Source organism: Lysinibacillus sp. NPDC093712 (genome assembly GCF_050280025.1).
Classification (GTDB): Bacteria; Bacillota; Bacilli; order Bacillales_A; family Planococcaceae; genus Lysinibacillus.
Map to the genome: position 1 here is coordinate 89,533 of NZ_JBNNUU010000010.1, position 18,731 is coordinate 108,263.

An 18,731-nucleotide genomic window follows, 5' to 3' on the forward strand; every position below is an offset into this window, starting at 1 on the left:
TTATATTCTAAAAGATTTGACGATGAAGAAGAAGCGGCCGAAGCATATATTAATGCTGTTAAGGAAATCGATGGAGAGACTTGAAAAGGAGTGATTTATACATGGGAACCTCTTGGACTTATTTTAAAAACTATGAAATTAAATCTGTAGATTATGAAGATGAGAGGATTTACTACTTAGAGGATGGTGACATAGATATTACCTTTTCAACATCTGCTTTTTTATCTACAGTATTAGGGCATTTTGATTTGTTATTACCTGTTTACGATATTTATTATCCACCTGTAAGTAAAAAAATTGATGATTTGGTTGATCCTCAAAAGGTATTTGAAGCTGCTGAAAAAGGAATACAGTTGTTGACTAAGGAAAAGAATCCATTCGTAAATTCATTTGGTTATACAGAAAGGCTATTTGATGAGGATGATTTAAGACGAGAATCCTTAGAAAAATTAAATGCAAATATCATCTATTATCTAGAAAAAATTAGAGATAAATCAAGTGAAGGCTTTTATTGGGTAAAGAACTGGGACAGATAAATTATCAGAGAAATTATCTGCAGTTGTTTTATGTTCTCTAATATTGGGTGGATTTGATAATTGAAGTATTAAGGAAATGTGAGACGAATCGAAAATTTGTTTTATGGATACTAGTAGGATTCGATTCGTCTCACAACTACATTTACATAATTATCCATAAAGAGAGGTGAACCCTATGTAATCATTAAGTAATGGAAAAAATGGATTCACAATTATATGCAAAAAATGCGGTAATACTATTGATGTTTTTGATGGTATGACAGAAAGAGAGTATGGACCAAAAAATTTCAGCTTTTGGCCTATACAATCGGAGAGAATTAATATTAGGTGTGAATGTAGTAACGAGGTATTTATAGAAGAAGGTTGAGAATCAGTTGATTAGGTACTTTTTATAAAACAGTTAAATTAAAATAAAGGCATGAACAGAAATTAAAAATAGATACATACAAGGAGGAATTATTTTGATATTACAAAAACTAAGTAAAGCATTTAAGAAGAATCCAGAGGTTCAACCATCTTTTACTTGTGAAAACCTTACTACTGAAGACATTGCAGATTTACGAAATATTGACTTTAACACTTATAGTTTATTTGAAAATCAGCCTATAGAACCTACTGAGGAAACAAAAGAGGCATTTGCCCGCTACTTCCCTGGTATATATACAGTGATAAAATTGAAAAATGGGGGAAACTTCATCTTGGTCGAACAAAAAGAATTGTCACAAGAAAACAAATTCTATATTAACACTTTTTTACATTTAGAATCTGTAACAAAAAATCAATGGAATTTAATAATTGATAATGAATTACATGTTCAATAAAGGAAGAGTACTTCTATATGATTATAGGAATAGTTATTCTATTCTTTTGCATTAGCATTTTAAAATTAATTAATGCAGATTATTAATAAGGAACTTTCACTTTATGTAAGTACTATTCAAGAAAAGTTTAAAAATGATTCAGCAATAGAATTTCATAAAGAAAGACATTTATTTAAAGAGTAATGTTAGAGACTTCTTTAGAACTGAGGAGGAAACCATGGATCTACAAAATTATGAAAGTGCCCTTCTAAGAACCTCTTCCTTTAATTTTAACTACGATGCGCTGCATATGGATAATTTACTTACACTTACTGAACAAGCAGAAATTAACCATGAGCACCGCTTCCAGCAATTCAATGACCGAGACATGGTCCTGTGGTATCTGTATCATTCTCAGCAGCTATTTAGCACTCGCGGTCGTACTAAACGTTCAACATCGAAGTATAAGGAGGAAATTGAGCAATTTCTTGAGTATCTACTATTATATAGTGAAGAAATTGGTGTAGACATACAGGAGATGAAAGACCATTCGCTGTTTAAGTCATTGCAACCCCGTCACATACGACGTTACCAGGAGTGGTTGGCTACCAAGAGTCCCTATGTATTAAAGAACAAAGAAAAAAATAAAGCTGGTTACTCAATAGCAACACTAGAAAGAAAAACAACTATCTTAAAAGGTTTCTTTAAACAATTATTCGAATGTAATTATATAAATGAGCCATTACACCAGGGCTTTAAAACGGTTAGTGTAACAAGTAATGATCGGCCAAACCGCGATATGGGACCGACTGAAGTAGTTGAACTTTTGAAACACTTTGAAGAAAATAAGAATCCAATAATGTTTACTTTAATACTTGTATTAGTAACTACTGGTATGCGTAATGAGGAGCTGTGTACGCTAAAAGTTGAGCATATGAGGAAAGATACACTTAAAGGTGGATATCATCTTGATGTCTTAGGAAAAGGCGGAAAATGGCGAAGAATCCCTTTAAAGGATAAAGTAGCTGTAAGCATAAAGCATTTTAGAAAAGTTAGAGGGTTGGCACCTATAGAGGCTGCTGATAAACACGCTCCCCTTTTTACAACTAAAACAGGGAATGCGTATTCGCCCAGTTATTTGGACCAAGTATTTAAACGAGAATTTTCTAAGATTGAAAGTGATAAAGCTATCACTCCCCATATATTTCGACATGCGTTCGCTATTATCTCCCATATAAACGGTGCAGACATTTATAAAATTATGAAGTCACTGGGCCATGAGAAAATTGAAACGACAATTATTTATATGGAGAAGGTATTGGCTACTGATCAACATGCAATTCATGAGTGGGAAGCCGATAATTTTGAAGGATATATCTAAAATTACGTGTCATAAGGACGACGCTACATCGTTTTCAATAAAAAACTTAGGAATGATTAAAAAAGAAATTAATGTGTCTTATTACCAGGAGGTAAAAATTTGTTGAAAAAAATTTGGAATATATTTGATGATAACAGCGATCCAGTAATAAAGTATTTAGAGGAGCTTGTTAAAACTGAACACTTAATGCTAGGTGACACAAATAAATATACATTTAGAATCATCGAATATTTAAAATTTCAAGGTGCTGAAGATTGTATTATTGACGTATATCAAGTGCCTATAAAAAGGAGATATCATGTCAATTTGAATAAAGTAATCTATGATTACGATTCGAAATTTTGTAAAGTCGAAACAGACAAAAATGATATTTTCTATATTCATAATGATTTTGACCGTAACCATTCAGATAGTAGGATGTGTAGAATAGAGGATAACAAATTTATACTGAAAATTGATTCCTCCGATTTCTTTGTAAAATTCACTATCACCTTGCCTTGTTTTGTTGAAGATATGCTTACTAAACACGCAGATTAGACCATATTATTGTAAGTTGGAGAACTATACAGCTTTTATCTCCAATAATCAAATGGAAGAGTTAAAGGCAATAATTGAAGAAGATGGAGTGATTCGTTTTCTTTAGTGAGTAAAAAAATTAATATTTACTTAATTGAGGAGATGGCTAATGGAAACAATTAATAAACTAATTGATGAACATGATTGGGTATTACTAGCATTTAAAGAAAGGTACGGAAGCGGTGTTTGGGTAGTTATTGGTCCAGTAATTAATTATTTATACGAACTACAACAAATTAAGGACGGCGGAGACATTCAAAGTCTTGAACTTGGGTATTACCTACAAGATGAAGGTTCTTGGTTACCAACTGCCTTTGGAGAAAATTACTGCTCGGCTATTGAATCTTTAGATAACAAAATTAAAACAATTGCTCACTGTGAAACATGGAGATCTGCTGTTGGCGAGGCATTTTTAACTATCTATGAAGAAGATGACGGGAATTATGGTTTGAAACATGCTGTTGATTCAAAGAATCCTTCCCTACTATCACCAAAATTGATTGAAGGAGAATGTTAGACCCATGTTATATTGAAGATCATTGGAAGAAAGCTTCTGAGTGTACACCACAAGGTATGAAGTTTTATGGGGCTCTAAAAAACAAAGTAACAAAGCTTTTACAGGAAAAAGGATATATAGTAGAAGTATTAGATACAGATGAACATTTCATCAAATCAAGTGATAAAAGTGAGTTAGAGGTTATTCAAGGGCTGTTAATTCAATTCTTAATAGAAGAAAAAGAAATGGGACTTGTATGGACTCAGATTCATAATGATTCGTATGAGGAAGTATGTGAACTAACAGACAATGAACTTAGAGCCGCCGAATATCAAAACACGATTGCTACTGTGTTTCAAACAGGTTTTGGAGATGGCACCTATGAAGTTTATGCTACATATAAAGATTGCAGTATACCTGGACACAAAGATGAACGTATTTCTAAAGTAGAGATTGAACTGATTGTAGACTAAACAATTAAAAGGAGGATTTACAATGAAAATTCCATTTAATACCCATACTATTTATGTTACTTTGGATGATGATAAAATTTATGAATTAAAGAGTGATTATTCAAAATTTGAAGTCTCGAAGATTCAAAATTCTAGTAAAGAAAACCCTGTAATGGTGCTTCATAAAAGCCAATTTGACTTTGCAAAAGGCTATTTATTAAATAAAGAAAATCCTTTTAAGATTGATGAAGAAGTTGCAAAAATTTATCAGAAGATGGGGTTCATAAGTGTTGAAGAGTTAAACAATTTTATTCTTCTTTAAAGGACCGAACTTTATTATTTGTCTACAGCTTCATGCATTTTTTTTAGTAATCTTTCGCCCAATCATTAGATTGGGTTTTTGTGTACCATTATACATCACTAGCCCCTTGAAAAATTTGACAAGAATTGTAATGAAATATAGACTAATTATAGTCAAAAAAGGTCAAATTTTGCGGAGGTTTTTAATAATGTTTAACTGTTTTTACTGTGGTGAAGATTTAGAGGATACTTTAAAAAGTGAAGAACATATTATTCCTGATTCTATTGGTGGCAATATCACAACTTCAAATGTTTGTATAAAGTGCAATTCTCAAGCGAATCAACAAATAGACGTTAAATTCAAAGACCAATGGTTAATTAGTTGGGAACGCGCTTTAGCAGGTCTAACTGATAAACGTGGGAAAAAGCATACTGAGATAATTGAAACCTCTACAGAAGAAGGAGAACCTATTCAAATTAAGGTTTGTGAGGAGGGTTTTGTTCCAATAACTAAACCCGACATTAGTAAAGATTGGATAAATGATAAACAGAGTACTATAAAAGTAGATCCGCGGCACCAAGAAAAAGTCCTAAAGGATATTGAGAAAAAGGCTTTGAAAAAAGGGAAGCAAATAAGCATAACTAAAGTAAGTTCAGAATCTGTAGATGTAGGGAAAGTAGGTTTCCAAAAAAGTCTAGATTTAAGTGTAATCAGGAGAGAACAAGTTAAAATCATACTTGGGTTGGGTTGTCTTTTTATACCTAACTTTGCTAAATCTAATACTGCTGCAGCATTAAGAAATTATTTATGGGATAAAGTGGGAAAAGGGAATATTAAGAACCTTTATTCTAGACTTTTCCCCCGCCAATTAGAGAAAGATAAGTATCCGCCATTTGTAGTTAAAAACAATATTTTATACACCTACCCTACTGAGAAAATGCTTTTAAGGAATACAGAAAAAATCTTAACAAAAGATAGAGAGCACATATTTATTGTCTACACATACAATAACAAAATTCGACTCTTCTTAAACATATTTGGAATGATTCCTGCTGTAATTGAGACAATTGAAAGTCCTTCTTATTTTTATCCAGGACCATCACCTTACAAGGAAATTGCATACGTTGTTAACCCAAAGGAAAAGAAACATAAAGAAATCATCATTGATAATATAAGAAGTATAATTTCTTCTTTAGAAGTAGGTCGTTTGGCTGCTTATATAAGATCACATCCAACGTTATACAAACATTTGAAGCCATAATAAAACACGTATAAATTAGGGCTAACCTAATTTATACGTGTTAATTTTATGCTTCACAATATTCTTTGGCACGTTCGCGATATTGGCTTTCACATTTTAAACATACATCATCTGGGTAATCAACGATGTTTACCATTAATTCATCATAAGTATTACCGCAAATAGAACATGTTATTTTTGTTTCATCCTCTTCTAATAAGTATTGAGTTCCTTCTGCAGTCACTACTTCAGCAACCATTGTATCTAAGTCTTTATGTTCTAGCATATCAGGAGAAACATATGCTATTACTCTAAATTCACCATTTTGGTTTACGCATATGTTTCCTTTATTCTCGGTTTTAATTAGCTTCCCCACCCAAATCATTCCTTTGTGGTGTTCTAACGTTTCATAGTTATTCCATTTATTCATTCGATGTCACTCCTAATTAGATTTGTGTATCATTTACTTGTTGGCTTTGGTGTAAAACTTACAGACGGTAATGTTTCAAAATACTATTTAAAACAAACTTAATTGTTCAATATGCTGCTCTTTTTGGGGAGCAACTAGTTTCCTAATCATAGTACCGCTTACATAACATTCCCATCCTTTTTCATTACAAACAAGAAATCGATTGTCGTCTGTGCACTCTGTGATCTTTGCTACGCTCCACCTAGACCTCCATGCAGTTGTTTCAACAACTTCATGTAGTGAAAAGCCAAAGTCGTATTTTTTTTATAGTTCTCTATATCTTGGGACTAATTCATTTCTTTCGTCCAGTCTGTTTTGTTTATCAAGATCATTTATTCTCTGGGATACTTCTATCATTTCTTTGTATATTTCTTCGTTTGTCATTTAGCCATTACCTCATTTTGTATGAATTATGAAAAATATTTAATAGAGAAAAGTTCATCTAGAAAAATTTCTTCTATATCCCCTTTGCCTAAAAATACAAGCATACCTTTTTCTACTGCTAAGATAATGTGATTTCGTTTTAGTACATCTAAGAATTTAACAAATGTACAGTCTGCAATATAAGTTGCAAAAGTATTAACCGAAATGCTGTTACCTTTTACCGTATAATCAAATGCTCTGGTGAAAATATTAGCCCATGCAAATGTATGGTTATTTAATATTTCTTTGGCCAAAGGTTGAATCATCTCACAATCAGTAATTAAGCTAACGAAATCTTTAGTGTCTCCCTGGCATATTGAAAAAGTATTTGTACTCATCTGCATCAATTCCTTTACTCTTATTTTAAAATTCTCCTACAAATGTTTCTCGTTATTTGTACAAAAAGAGAGTCTGTTTAAACAGACTCTCTGGGCTCTTACATGCATTTATTTACTTCTAAATACAGATCTGAGATATTGTATCCTGCGCTACTGTGTCATTAATGAATTCATAAATGGCTCCTGTTGAGTGTTTACAGTATGGATACCAAGTTACTTTTGAAAAAGAAACAGGATATCTAAATAGTTTAAGTATCCTGTAATAGTCACCTAGTGTTCGAATCCGAAACCCCTTACCACTATAAATCTTTTTCATGAGTGCTTTAGGCATTTCGAAGTCGTTTGATACATTCGCAGTTAATAAAATTCCTGAGAAATACACGTTAAAGTCTCCTAGAGGAATTTTACAAATCTCTCTAAACTCCGATTCTAAGATATCCCCTTTATGAATTGCCTCTTGAATAGCTTCATAAGTCAATCGAAGGTTAACGGGTTCAAATTCTGACCAGTTGGTTAATTTAATGTTCTCAATTTCATGAAAAATTTGTAGAAACACGCCTGTTATGCGATCTACTCCAAAGACAGTAAACTTGTCCTCTGACTCATATGTTTTTCTTATACTCATAATTTACACTCTCCATTTCATGGTTTGAACTTCATCAACGCAATAAGTAGTTGCTGTCTGTTACTAACAGGTGTGAAGATACTCTCATATAGCGTATTTATTGCTGTTTTTATCTAAAAAAAGCCTGTATTATACAGACCCTTTAACTCTTAATTTATTAATATTTAATTGCGAAAACTCCTGCATAATTAATCTCCTATACACACATCTGTAGTAGTGTATAGTTTCTAATTTTGCGCACGAATGTACAAATTGTGTTTAAATGTGAACTCTAATAGTTCATCGACAGTCATCTCATTCACTTTTTCCGTAACTGCAGCTATAAAGGATTCAAATTTATCTTCTTCTGTTCCCCATAATTTTTCGAATGCTTCCTCAGAAATGCCTAATAAATCTTTTGCATTTTCTTCGTCGCAATACTCTTCAGCGTATTCAATAATAAACTCGTCACGTTCATATGGTATTGCATTGACTACATGTTCTGCTAGCTCTTGACTAATGGAATCTGGGTATTTTGCAATTAATTCTTCTTCTGTGTCGAACACTTCATCATTGACCAATGTTACTTCAATGCATTCATCAGAGAAGTTCAAATTAATTAATACATGTTTCCCTTCTTCATTGACAAAACGTGCATTTTTTAGTGTGTAGGTTTCATCAATGAAAGGTACAAATTCGATTACTTCTGCTTCGCCTTTTTGCATTGGCACTAAAACAGGTAGTAATTCATTTTGCAAGAAACGTTTGTTGTCGCAAAAATCTATAAACTCGCCCATTGTTTGAATCTCTAAAATATCTAAGAAGTTGACGATTTTTACTTGACCCTTAAAACGATTTGCCATGATGTAAGCTGCGATTTGTTCTATTGTATTTTTAATGCATACTCGTTCTTCCCCAGGGACATAACCATAAAGGAATTGCCCAGTTAATGATGATTTTGTTTCAGTTGACATATAAGTCACTCTCCATTTCAAAATTTTAACTTTCTCATAGCAATAAGTAGATGCTATCAATTATTTAATGCTGTGAAGATACTCTTAAAAACGTGTTTATTGCTGTTTTTAGACAACAAAAAAAGCCCTTGTAACTTATTATTAAACAGCACAAATAGAGCTGTTAAATAAGTCACAAAGACTTGTTAATTGTTGTTGAAAACACTCAGACTAAAACTGGAGTCCGAAAAAATAGAAAAAATTATTACATAGCTAATTTTATCATTCATTTAAATATATTGGAAGATGAATTAACGCGTTAAACGGATTTTTTATCATTTGGTGGTAAGTAGGAAGTTAGGAAGTTAAATTATATTGCATTTGGTATCTTGTCGAAGTTGAAACCTTTAAACGATACAATTCTTAACAATCCCGCATTAGTCTTTTCTAAGTATTGTACCTTGCACTCTAAAATAGGCTCTAGCCAAATCAAATTGCGTTCTACTTTTGTAGTAATTTGTTTAGCTATCTGTCTAAAAGCATTTTTTTCTTCTGGTTTAAATCCAAACTCTACGTTTGCAAGTGGCTTGTATTGTCCATTACTTAAACGTTGGCCAACTAGCATTGTAAACGGACTTTCTTTATAACCTAAAATAACAACATCCATTACTTTAAAATGCTTAAATTTTAACCAATCCTTTGATCTGTGGTTTGTTTTGTATGTGGAGTCGCCTCGCTTCCCAACAATCCCTTCCATTCCTTTTTCTTTTGTTAACTGAAAAATATCGCTGCCATTACCTACTATGGATGGTGTAACAAGCAAACTATTCGAAGGTTCAATAATCGATGATAGGCGCTCTTTACGTTCAATTAACGGTAGGTTTATAACAGGCTTGGTAGTTGCCAAAATGTCAAAAGTAATAAAGGTAGATGGGTGAGTTAAGGTAGCTTGGTCGATTTTACTTCTATTGGTAAGTCTTCCTCGATAAGCAAAATCCTCAAATACCGAAATGCCGTTTCTTAAAACTACACCTTCACAGTCTAGGATTGCTGTATGTGCTTTGATTGAATGTCTAGCATCTTGCAGTTCGGGGAATTTTGCTGTCACATTGTTTCCGTGACGAGTGTAAGCTTCAATTCTATCGCCTTGTTTATGCAATAGGATACGCCAACCGTTCCATTTGATATCCCAGTTATCCAAGTATGGATTATCTTTTATTTCATCATTGTTACCCATATGAAGTAACATTGGTTTTATTGGAGTAAATAACATTACCTATCCCCCCTACTTTCATTATCTCATGTCAGATAAGACAAAAATACAAGAAAAACAAGGAACGAGTGGTAACTATAATTTCATTTTTAAATCTATGTGGGTAATAATTAGCTTTTCTACCTGTGATTTTAATGCTTGATTAGCATAGCGTAGAATTACATCATTCCCTACTGTGGCCACTTGTACATCACTAAAGTATTCATCTACAGGCTGCCATCCGACTACCTTAATACGCAGCTGCGTAAGTTGTCGTTTAAGGTTGAAATACTCTTGTCGTAGTTCCTTCAATAATGTATCCATAATTGGTAAGAATACAATTTTCATTTTAAATTGTTCTGTTTTTTTATAATCAACCTGCAATGATTTCACAGCTAATTCTAACAACAAATATTTGTGTAGTAACTGTCTCTCATCAGCTTTAATCATAATAATTAACTTCCAGTTGTGTTGATTGTACATGTTGCAATGGAATGCGCTTGGTTTTAATAAGAGTTTCGAGTATGAGTTCATTTGTATTAAAGTTGATAGATTTTATTATGCCCGTCCACTGCGTGATTTTACCTTCCATCCACACATTTAATTTAACCTCCAGTTGCTGATTAATTGCTTGGTCTATTGTTTGTTGCATTTCTTCTAATTCCCAATCCATCTGCTCTCTAGGAGGTTCTACATACTCCGTTTGTTTACACTCTCTAAGCAACTCTAGATGCTCTGGTAACATCAATGATCCCCATTTAATATTTCCTCTATTCTGTATCATCAAATCACTCCTATGCCAAATGACCACCAACTAAGCGATCTCTATTAATTGCTGTACCTGCTTTTGTATAAGAAACTGCTCGTAATAATGAGGTAGCCCCAAACCTATTACGGATTGAATCCATAGTAGGACCAATGATCTGACGTTGTGGTTTTCGTTCATCAAATAAATCCAGTTGGATGCTATGCTCATTCTCTAGATTGGATATTCTAACTGATAATTGTCGTGCTGGCTCTCCTGCAAAGTGTTCATCGAGTAATTCAATACAAGTTTTATACATCACAATCGTTTCATTTGTAGGTGCCGCAATCGTTTTAGAGCGATGGAAGCCTTTGGTCATAGCATTACGGCTATAAGAAAGTCCTATACTAATTGTACGACCGACAAATCCTGCATCACGTGTCCTCTTCATGACATCCTCACACATTTCTAGGAGCACAACAGAGATTTCTTTTCGTGTATGGTAGTCTCTCATTAACATCTGACCCTTCCCAAAGCTAAGTGAAGGATTTTTAACTAATGGTTCACCTAATTTGGATAAGTCAATTCCCCATGCATGATGATATAATTGATTCCCCATTATGCCAAAGCGCTTTTCTAATTCCTTTAAATCTGTATTAGCCAGTCCTCCGACTGATAATATGCCCATAGCGTTTAAGTTGGCTTCCATCTGTTTACCGATTCCCCACATTTCGGAAAGAGGACGTACTGGCCATAATTTCTTTGGAATATCTTCATACGTCCATTTAGCAAAGCCGGTTTTCTTTGCATCTAAATCTAATGCTAATTTAGCTATCAACATGTTCGGTCCCATACCTACTGCACTATGGACATTAAACTGGTCTAAAATCGCTCTTTGAATTTCCTTTGCCGTTTCTTCAGGTGAACCCCATAGCTTTTCTGTACCTGTTAGATCTACAAAGCTTTCGTCGACACTATATACATGTATAGCATCCAAAGGTACATAATTTGAAATTAATTTTGTTATATTCATGGACATTTGAATAAAAAAGCTCATTTTTGGCTCAAACAATCTAATGTCAGGATGTTTGGGTATTTCCCAACGGCGGCTTCCAGTTTTGATTTTAAATTTCTCTTTCATTAAGGGGGATGCAGCAAGCACTATGCTACCTGGTTGTTCAAAGTTTGCAACTACTGCAACTGGAGTTTTTAAAACATCTAGCCCATGTAACATCGCAACGCAACTTGCGTAAAAGCATTTCATATCGATACATAGGATTGGGAGATTTGGCATTTCCTCGTAGTTCATACAACCCCACGCCCTTTTCTAAAAACAGGAATAACAGCTAGAACAATACTGATTAAAAAGATACGCTTAGCTTGTATTGCAAAATAAAATGCTTGAAATAAATCACCAACAACTTTAATGATTTTTACACGCTTTATTATTACGGCACCAGTTTTGGCATAAATAATAGCTTTAATCAGTTGTTTCCTCATTGTGATTTCCTCCTATTACTAAAGAACGTTTGTTTGTATATATATATATTCCTATATTAGAACAAGTGTTTGTGTTTTGGCAAGTTAAAAATTATGGAAACAAAAAAGACTAAGACAGCGTATTCGGGCCATCTCGGTGTCTAGTTTAAATTATATAGGAGATATAAAAAGGACCCGCTTCCAAACACTAATTAGAGGCGATGAATCACAATCTAATTAGCCTTTTGAAGCGGGTAGTTCCTGTGTGTTTTTCATTTCATTATTTGTCATTTCTATAAATTCTATTTCTTACTCCATATCCCTTTTTTATTCTCTTTGGCTTGCTTTTCAGCTTGTTTATATTCTTCGAGTAATGTTGTGTTTGGTTCATTGATATAGGCAGTCTTAGCGAGCCCTTCTTCTAATAGAAGGACATTAAGTAGATGCTGATCAGCCCATATATACATTAATTCTCTGCCATACTTATCTTGTTTAGCTCCTATATCATGTTTTAACCAAATAGTATTAGAGTTTTCTAAAACGTGTTTGATAAATTCTCTACTCTCTACTGCATATTCATCAACTTGTCCAGTTTTTTTATTAACAATTTCAGGTGCGTCTATCAATAGAGAACGTACTTTTATGTGTTCTTTGCCACTTAAAGCTGTTTGTGACATATTAATTTCTTTTAATGAACTATTGTTTGAATTATTATTTAAATCTTCATTTGTCTTTTTCATTTGATATGCAGCATCGATTCTGAAAGATATTGTATCACCATCATAGTTGTCTTGATAAGTGGCTTTATATAAGACTTCACCAGCTGCAATATTATTGGATGCTGAAGTTTCAAAAAGATTTGTTAGTACCTTAAGGTCATCTACAGATAGATGGGTAAATGCAGAGGAAATTGTAATTAAATTGGATGCATCCTGCAAGTTCATCTCAGGTAATTCTTTGTTCCCAATGAATTGTAGTGCTGTATCCGTTAATTGTTTAGTTATGCTACTCTGCTCATGTTCTTCCGCTTCTGCAGCTGCTTTATCGGTGAGATTCTCTCCTGATTCTAGGCAACCAGATAACATTAGAAGTGCCAGGACAATTACTAATAAGCGTATTGAAGTTTTTAGCATCCGTTGACTCCTTTGTTGAAAAATTTAATATTTGACTGCGTACATGATTAACAAATGGTAGTAATTCTTCTTCATCAACTGCAATTTGAGTAATTGATTCTAATATAAAATCCCTCGTGGGGTAGTCATCATTTAATAAGAATTGAGTTTCATGCTTAATTACCAGATCTAAGCAATAATTAAAACTTTCCTCTGAAAGGTAATAAAGATAGACAGGTATTTGCTTTATCAGTTCATGGAACCACTTAGCAATAACATCCTCTTCTGGGGATTGAAATTCAAAAGAAACGGTACGAATATATTGTAAAGCATCCCAGCTCAATTCTTCGGTATAAAATGTTTTTGCGGTAAATATGTCGCCAAGATATAATTCAGTATTACTAATAGTTTTTGTTATAATAACGGGTTCAATTTTACAAAGCATATTTTTAGTCCCTTCTAAACTGGATATTCTAAGTGAACAATGTATTTATATTTTGTCCTGGTAAGTTGCCTTCAGTTATTTTAAATACAATGGTATGGGTTGTAACTTTCGGTGAAAGTGTAACCAGGTTACCGTATATATCTTTTGCGGTGAATGTACCGACTGAGTGTATTTCATCAAGCCATTGTTGTTCAAATTTAGTTTTTGCAATATTAAAGAGGTATGTTAATTGCTTACCATCCAATAGAGTAACTTCAACCTCTGTATAACCAGTTTCAGATGCACACTCATCATATGGATCAAAATCAGTTTCGGGTTCTAATAATGTTTCTTCATATACAACTTCAGGTGGATCTTCTAATAAATATTGTGGTTGTTCACTTTGTATTGAATAGTTTAATGTTTGTAGAATTTGATTAGGTTCGTCCCAACGTATTAAATGATTTGTTGATTCAAAACGTTGGGAAGAAGTTATTACTTCGTCTTCAGATAAGTCCAATCCATCCCTTGTATAACTTTCATTTTCTTCTAGAATTAGTGGGCGATTTGGAAATTTCTCATTTACCATTACAGGTATTGGTTCTTTATCAATTTTAAGAATTTCTGATTCTGTTTTTGATGATGTAGAGGCGCCGGCTAGTATTTCTTCGCGGCGTGAGAGTATTTCAGATGTACTATGCTCCTCTAACCTTTCAATTGCCTTTCTAGGTGCTGTAATGGCAACTTCAGGTAGAGTATCTACATCGATATTTTTTTTTCCTTGAAAAAACGTTTTAATATTCATACCTTTCATCCTTCCTTTTAAAATTTAACAATATTTAAATCATTTTGTTGTACAATTTGATAATCTAGTTGGTTAGTATGAAGTAATTTTATTAATGGTGTATTAAGTTGAGAGATATCATTATTTATTGAGTTGATTAAGTCTAGATGTTTGAACCAATCTTTCTCAATTTGAAGTTTTTCTGCAAAAACTAAGATGTTTGAAGTAACATCATTTAATGCTAATACTTGCTCAGGATAGTGATTTTCGTATTGAAGTAAATCTTTCCTATAGTTATTGAGAAGATTTGAATAAGTATTATATTGGTTGTTAGTTAAGCCAACATAATTCCTTCCGTAAGATAATAAATCCTCATATGCAGGCCGTACATCCGTTTGAAATTTACCAAAAGCATACTTTATGAATAGCATGCTTTCTTTCTGTTCTTCGCTATATTGAGAAGTATTTAATTGTATTGACTCTTTAGCAGGCGCATGTTCAATTTTAGTTGAGTTGAACATATAGGCTATGGCAGCAATAACAAAACTAAATAGAGCAGTTATAACGATGAATTTGGCTGTGTTTTTTATCTTGGAAGATGCCGGAAGTGATGATTTCTTACTTGCATTGATAAGCCCCACTTAAATGCCTCCCTTCAATTATTTATTTTTCTCTGCGAATTCAAATACGATTTTAAACTCAGGAGTAAGTGTTAATGCTGCATCAAATGTAGTATCTTTTTTTGATACAAAACCTTTGATGATTGATGTTTTTCCTTTTGAAACTAGCTTCTTCAGTTGAGGTTCTGATAATTTCTTTTTCGAAATTGTTTTACTAATAGAGAAATCACAACCGATTTTATATTGAGTACACGATACAAAATTTCCACGATCTATAACTTTCCCTTGTCTACATTTTGGACAGATACCAAACGTACTATCTTCTATAGCTTGATTTGCTTCAATGATGAGGGATTGAGTCAGTACTTGCTGTGAAAATGTTCCTTTAGCATTTGTAATAAGATGCAAGATAAAATTGTCTATTTGTTTTAAAAAAGTAGTTGCGGAAGCTTTTCCTTCCCCAATTGACTTTAAATAGCTTTCCCATTCTGCCGTCATATGTGGACTTGACAATAGAGTACCTTCTAGAGCTAAACAAAGTATTCGTCCTTTGGGTGTTACTTTTACTTTGTTCTTTGTAACTTCAATTAAATTATTAGCTTTTAATGCCTCTAAAGCATCTGCTCGGGTTGCTTCGGTTCCAATGCCTTTTACGTCTTTTAAGATTTTCGCACTTTCTTCATCATCAACCAAATTTCCGCATGTCTTCATTGCTTCCAGAAGTTGACCTTCCGTATAGGCAGAAGGCGCGCTTGTCGTGCCTTCATGTATTTCACACGCACATTTGCTACGTTCAATTCTACTTAGTTGACCATTGATGATACTTAAAGTGTTTTCCTCTAGGGCTCCTTCTCCTTCTTCATCGGATTTAAGGACTTCTGGCCACAATTCTTTAAACCCTTTTTTGATTTCTCTATTAGAAATAGTTCTAAAAAGTAATGAATTTACACTGGTATTAACAGTAGTTTTTTCGTAAATATAATCGTCGTGAAACATTCCCAAAGTAGTTCTAATTATTTCTAAGTAAATGTTCAATTCATCGGATTTTAATTTTGAGAGTTCTTCTTTAGTCGGCACTTTTTTAGTTGGAATTAGGCCGTGGTGCTCTGCTACCATTTTTGTATTCACAAATCGCTTTCTAGGGGATTCATAAGCATTTTTGAATGATATCCCTACAACTTTTTTATAACCCTCTACAAGCCCTAATAAGTAGTCAAACTCAGCCTCTGTAATAAATGAACAAGATGTACGCGGATAGGAGACTAACTTATACTTTTCGTATAATGCTTGCACAATAGTTAAAGTCTTCTTAGGTGAATACTTCCAGAGACGATTGGCTTTTGTTTGTAAAGTCATTAAGGAATGTAGTGTAGGTGCCATCGTTTTCTTTTCTTCTGTCAAGACATCGCTGATAGTCCCCTCATACTGCTTTGTATCAGTTAGAGAATAGGAATCTAAGAATTCTTTTATTTCTTTAATTGAATTTGTCTTTATTGCTGCTTTTCCCTTATACTGCACTCCATTTTCAGAGATGAAATTACCGTATAACTCGTAGAAGTTTTCAGGTTCAAAATTCTTTATTCTTTGTTCTCTTCTATACGCCAAAAAAAGGGTCGGAGATTGTACACGCCCCACTCCAAATGTAAAACTTCCTCCTAGTACCGAATTGTAATTTATATCTTTTTGATTGGTTGTAAGTTCTCTTTGAATTAAATTACTATACAGTCTAGAAGCGTTAATCCCAACCAAAAAATCAGCAATTGATCGAGCTCTAGCCTCTTCATACATCATTAAGGCTTTTCTCTCCTCCTGCAGATTATTAAAACCTTTAAATACTTCACTTTTCTCAAGTGAGTTTATCCATAACTTTTTAATAACTACATTTTCCAACTCATTAGGGGTTAGACAGTGATATAGAAGGTTTCTAAATATTAGTTCGCCTTCGCGGTCTGTATCAACTGCAGAGCAAATAACAGGTAAGCTCCCATCTATTGCTGGTCCCTGAAGGGCTACTTGACGGATAATTTTTTTAACTGCATTAAAGTGAGCTTCTTGTCCGGTTTTCACCTTATATAATGGATTTCCTTCAATTCGAAGCGGTAAAGTATCTAAACTCCAATTCTTTAAGTGTTCTTGACCTGGATATTCAAATATTTCCCTTAATTCTAATAGATGACCAGATGCCCAAGTTACTATAGCTCCAAATGCAAAGGTACTACAGGCTTTAAGTATTACGTAATGTTCTGTTGTTGTAGCAACATTGAAAGCTGCACAATAATCCATTGCCTGGCTTCTCTTTTCGCTAATGATTATCATATTAGGTAAGTTACTAGTCATTTTTTTCGACTCCAAATCTTCAGCATTTTATAATTCAATCAAACTATATGGATAAACAGATTCTATATTCACGTTAGCAAGTTTCCGTTTAAAAGGTGATCGTATTCTTCCATGTATTATGTTTTTGACACGACCCTCCAGGATTAATTTGCTATATGGTTTATATCCTTCAGATGCTAATGCTCCTTTTACATCTCCGTATGCTGGATTTGTATATGTGATTAAAACATCAACATTACTATTCCCAAGCTGGCTAATGAAGTTGTTTACTTGTTCATCATTGTAAACATTTTCTTCATTTTCATAAGTAAATTCCTTTGGCTCTCCACCAAAACCTGCAAACCTTAGCCCACCAAATTCAAAACACTTGTGATGGATATTCACTATGCTTGTCTCTTTGTATAACATTGGATAACACCTTTTACTAAGTAAACCTACAATTGGCGTATTCTCATATTGTCTACAGATCTTACTCATCATCTTGCTTGGTATATTACCTAATAGAACTATTAAATCTACGTTCTCTTCAGGTATTTCTAATGTGGTTCTAATATCGGAAAACGCTAATAACTTCAAAAAATTCACCTCTCTTCAAGCAATTTTCTTTAATTCCGCAAGCCCATTTGTAATTGCAGCACTCGCTCCGAAGCCATTTTGATAAATAATTTTAATATTTAATTCCTTACAGAGTTCTTTTACTTTAAACATAGTTGGGTGACAACATGCGCCTTGTAGAATTACAACACAATCACTTTTTTTCACTAATGGTAAGATTACCCCTGTACCTTTCCGGTCTTTTCCATTATGAAATAGAATATTACACCCTTTTTTTTCACCGATTTTTTTAAATGTCCCTTCTTGGCTGCCTCCAATAATAGTGATAGTTGGTTTGTTTTTCATATAAATTACCTCCATATATTGTTATTTGTTCAAATTATATAACATTAAAGGTAAAATGTAAAACACATTTTATAACATTAGTTCATATTTAATTTTTGAAGTTTTGCATGTAAATTCCACCGCCATACACAATATCCATTACTTCTTTGATACGAAGCACTGAAAAATGCAAATTGACAATCGCTTTCACGCCCATTGAAATTAAGTATTGAACACTGTAATTTCGTATATGCGAGCAATCGGTACAAACTACCGGTATGGAATGTCCTTGGCAATGCTTTACAATTCTATCTAGTAAGTCAGGTTGCATTCCTGAACCTACAACCCAAGCTATCCCTGTTGAAATAGCTTTTAAGTTATCTATTTTTGTATTCTGAGTAAAATCAAGCACTTGAATGTTAGCATTCCCGGCTAGCTCTATTAATTTGCTCCAATTTTCTGTCTCCTTTGCAGTAGCAGAAATCAGATATATCTGTTCCAAATAAATCCCTCCTAATAAAAAAAACACC

25 protein-coding genes are annotated in these 18,731 nt (G+C 33.3%); 8 read left to right on the forward strand and 17 right to left on the reverse strand.

Annotated elements, in window-relative coordinates; all coding sequences use genetic code 11:
- Positions 1–101: 101 nt before the first annotated feature.
- The 8 genes from ACQKNX_RS22885 (at position 102) to ACQKNX_RS22920 (ending at position 5,803) form a co-directional block, all read left to right on the forward strand.
- A complete protein-coding gene (locus ACQKNX_RS22885) occupies positions 102–536 on the forward strand; it encodes a hypothetical protein (RefSeq protein ID WP_427430850.1) in 435 nt (144 codons plus the stop codon).
- Positions 537–997: 461 nt separating this feature from the next.
- Positions 998–1,357: a hypothetical protein gene (locus ACQKNX_RS22890; protein ID WP_427430851.1), complete on the forward strand. Its 360-nt coding sequence runs from the start codon at positions 998–1,000 to the stop codon at positions 1,355–1,357.
- 217 nt (positions 1,358–1,574) lie between these two features.
- On the forward strand, positions 1,575–2,717 hold the full coding sequence (locus tag ACQKNX_RS22895; RefSeq protein ID WP_427430852.1) for a tyrosine-type recombinase/integrase: 1,143 nt from the start codon (positions 1,575–1,577) through the stop codon (positions 2,715–2,717).
- 102 nt (positions 2,718–2,819) lie between these two features.
- Complete coding sequence (locus ACQKNX_RS22900; protein WP_427430853.1) at positions 2,820–3,254, forward strand: hypothetical protein; 435 nt, start codon at positions 2,820–2,822, stop codon at positions 3,252–3,254.
- A 148-nt stretch (positions 3,255–3,402) separates the two neighbouring features.
- Positions 3,403–3,810 (forward strand): hypothetical protein, encoded by a 408-nt coding sequence (locus tag ACQKNX_RS22905; protein ID WP_427430854.1) that lies wholly within the window; start codon positions 3,403–3,405, stop codon positions 3,808–3,810.
- The gene (locus tag ACQKNX_RS22910) at positions 3,804–4,262 is read left to right on the forward strand and encodes a hypothetical protein (RefSeq protein WP_427430855.1); all 459 of its coding nucleotides are present in this window, start codon (positions 3,804–3,806) and stop codon (positions 4,260–4,262) included. Before ACQKNX_RS22905 ends, ACQKNX_RS22910 begins: the two co-directional genes overlap by 7 nt.
- A 22-nt stretch (positions 4,263–4,284) precedes the next feature.
- Positions 4,285–4,563 (forward strand): hypothetical protein, encoded by a 279-nt coding sequence (locus tag ACQKNX_RS22915; RefSeq protein WP_427430856.1) that lies wholly within the window; start codon positions 4,285–4,287, stop codon positions 4,561–4,563.
- Positions 4,564–4,750: 187 nt separating this feature from the next.
- A complete protein-coding gene (locus ACQKNX_RS22920) occupies positions 4,751–5,803 on the forward strand; it encodes an HNH endonuclease (RefSeq protein ID WP_427430857.1) in 1,053 nt (350 codons plus the stop codon).
- 46 nt (positions 5,804–5,849) lie between these two features.
- Here the strand turns inward: ACQKNX_RS22920 and ACQKNX_RS22925 are convergent, their stop codons facing one another.
- From ACQKNX_RS22925 to ACQKNX_RS23005, 17 genes are all read right to left on the reverse strand, one after another.
- Positions 5,850–6,212, reverse strand: coding sequence for a hypothetical protein (locus ACQKNX_RS22925; RefSeq protein WP_427430858.1), 363 nt, complete (start codon positions 6,210–6,212; stop codon positions 5,850–5,852).
- 449 nt (positions 6,213–6,661) lie between these two features.
- Complete coding sequence (locus ACQKNX_RS22930; protein ID WP_427430859.1) at positions 6,662–7,012, reverse strand: hypothetical protein; 351 nt, start codon at positions 7,010–7,012, stop codon at positions 6,662–6,664.
- Between the two features lie 118 nt (positions 7,013–7,130).
- Positions 7,131–7,637: a hypothetical protein gene (locus ACQKNX_RS22935; protein ID WP_427430860.1), complete on the reverse strand. Its 507-nt coding sequence runs from the start codon at positions 7,635–7,637 to the stop codon at positions 7,131–7,133.
- A gap of 227 nt (positions 7,638–7,864) precedes the next feature.
- Entirely contained in the window at positions 7,865–8,590 is a 726-nt protein-coding gene (locus ACQKNX_RS22940; protein WP_427430862.1) for a hypothetical protein, read from the reverse strand.
- Positions 8,591–8,939: 349 nt separating this feature from the next.
- Entirely contained in the window at positions 8,940–9,842 is a 903-nt protein-coding gene (locus ACQKNX_RS22945) for a DNA ligase (protein ID WP_427430863.1), read from the reverse strand.
- A 75-nt stretch (positions 9,843–9,917) separates the two neighbouring features.
- On the reverse strand, positions 9,918–10,271 hold the full coding sequence (locus ACQKNX_RS22950) for an aconitate hydratase (protein WP_427430864.1): 354 nt from the start codon (positions 10,269–10,271) through the stop codon (positions 9,918–9,920).
- Positions 10,264–10,605, reverse strand: coding sequence for a YolD-like family protein (locus tag ACQKNX_RS22955; protein ID WP_427430865.1), 342 nt, complete (start codon positions 10,603–10,605; stop codon positions 10,264–10,266). Before ACQKNX_RS22955 ends, ACQKNX_RS22950 begins: the two co-directional genes overlap by 8 nt.
- 10 nt (positions 10,606–10,615) lie before the next feature.
- Positions 10,616–11,875, reverse strand: a complete 1,260-nt coding sequence (locus ACQKNX_RS22960) for a DNA polymerase thumb domain-containing protein (protein WP_427430866.1) — start codon at positions 11,873–11,875, stop codon at positions 10,616–10,618.
- The gene (locus ACQKNX_RS22965) at positions 11,872–12,066 is read right to left on the reverse strand and encodes a transcriptional regulator (protein WP_427430867.1); all 195 of its coding nucleotides are present in this window, start codon (positions 12,064–12,066) and stop codon (positions 11,872–11,874) included. Before ACQKNX_RS22965 ends, ACQKNX_RS22960 begins: the two co-directional genes overlap by 4 nt.
- A 281-nt stretch (positions 12,067–12,347) precedes the next feature.
- Positions 12,348–13,178 (reverse strand): thermonuclease family protein, encoded by an 831-nt coding sequence (locus tag ACQKNX_RS22970; RefSeq protein ID WP_427430868.1) that lies wholly within the window; start codon positions 13,176–13,178, stop codon positions 12,348–12,350.
- Positions 13,087–13,602: a hypothetical protein gene (locus ACQKNX_RS22975; protein WP_427430869.1), complete on the reverse strand. Its 516-nt coding sequence runs from the start codon at positions 13,600–13,602 to the stop codon at positions 13,087–13,089. The genes ACQKNX_RS22970 and ACQKNX_RS22975 overlap by 92 nt, the downstream gene beginning before the upstream one ends.
- Before the next feature lie 28 nt (positions 13,603–13,630).
- A complete protein-coding gene (locus ACQKNX_RS22980; protein WP_427430870.1) occupies positions 13,631–14,386 on the reverse strand; it encodes a hypothetical protein in 756 nt (251 codons plus the stop codon).
- Between the two features lie 17 nt (positions 14,387–14,403).
- Positions 14,404–15,006, reverse strand: coding sequence for a hypothetical protein (locus ACQKNX_RS22985; protein ID WP_427430871.1), 603 nt, complete (start codon positions 15,004–15,006; stop codon positions 14,404–14,406).
- 18 nt (positions 15,007–15,024) lie between these two features.
- Positions 15,025–17,322, reverse strand: a complete 2,298-nt coding sequence (locus ACQKNX_RS22990; RefSeq protein ID WP_427430872.1) for a DNA topoisomerase — start codon at positions 17,320–17,322, stop codon at positions 15,025–15,027.
- Positions 17,323–17,349: 27 nt separating this feature from the next.
- Positions 17,350–17,898 carry a metallophosphoesterase family protein gene (locus tag ACQKNX_RS22995; protein ID WP_427430873.1) on the reverse strand — a complete coding sequence of 183 codons (549 nt, stop codon included), beginning with the start codon at positions 17,896–17,898 and terminating at the stop codon, positions 17,350–17,352.
- 15 nt (positions 17,899–17,913) lie between these two features.
- Positions 17,914–18,222, reverse strand: a complete 309-nt coding sequence (locus ACQKNX_RS23000) for a DUF2325 domain-containing protein (protein ID WP_427430874.1) — start codon at positions 18,220–18,222, stop codon at positions 17,914–17,916.
- An 88-nt stretch (positions 18,223–18,310) separates the two neighbouring features.
- Complete coding sequence (locus ACQKNX_RS23005) at positions 18,311–18,703, reverse strand: hypothetical protein (protein WP_427430875.1); 393 nt, start codon at positions 18,701–18,703, stop codon at positions 18,311–18,313.
- Positions 18,704–18,731 lie beyond the last annotated feature (28 nt).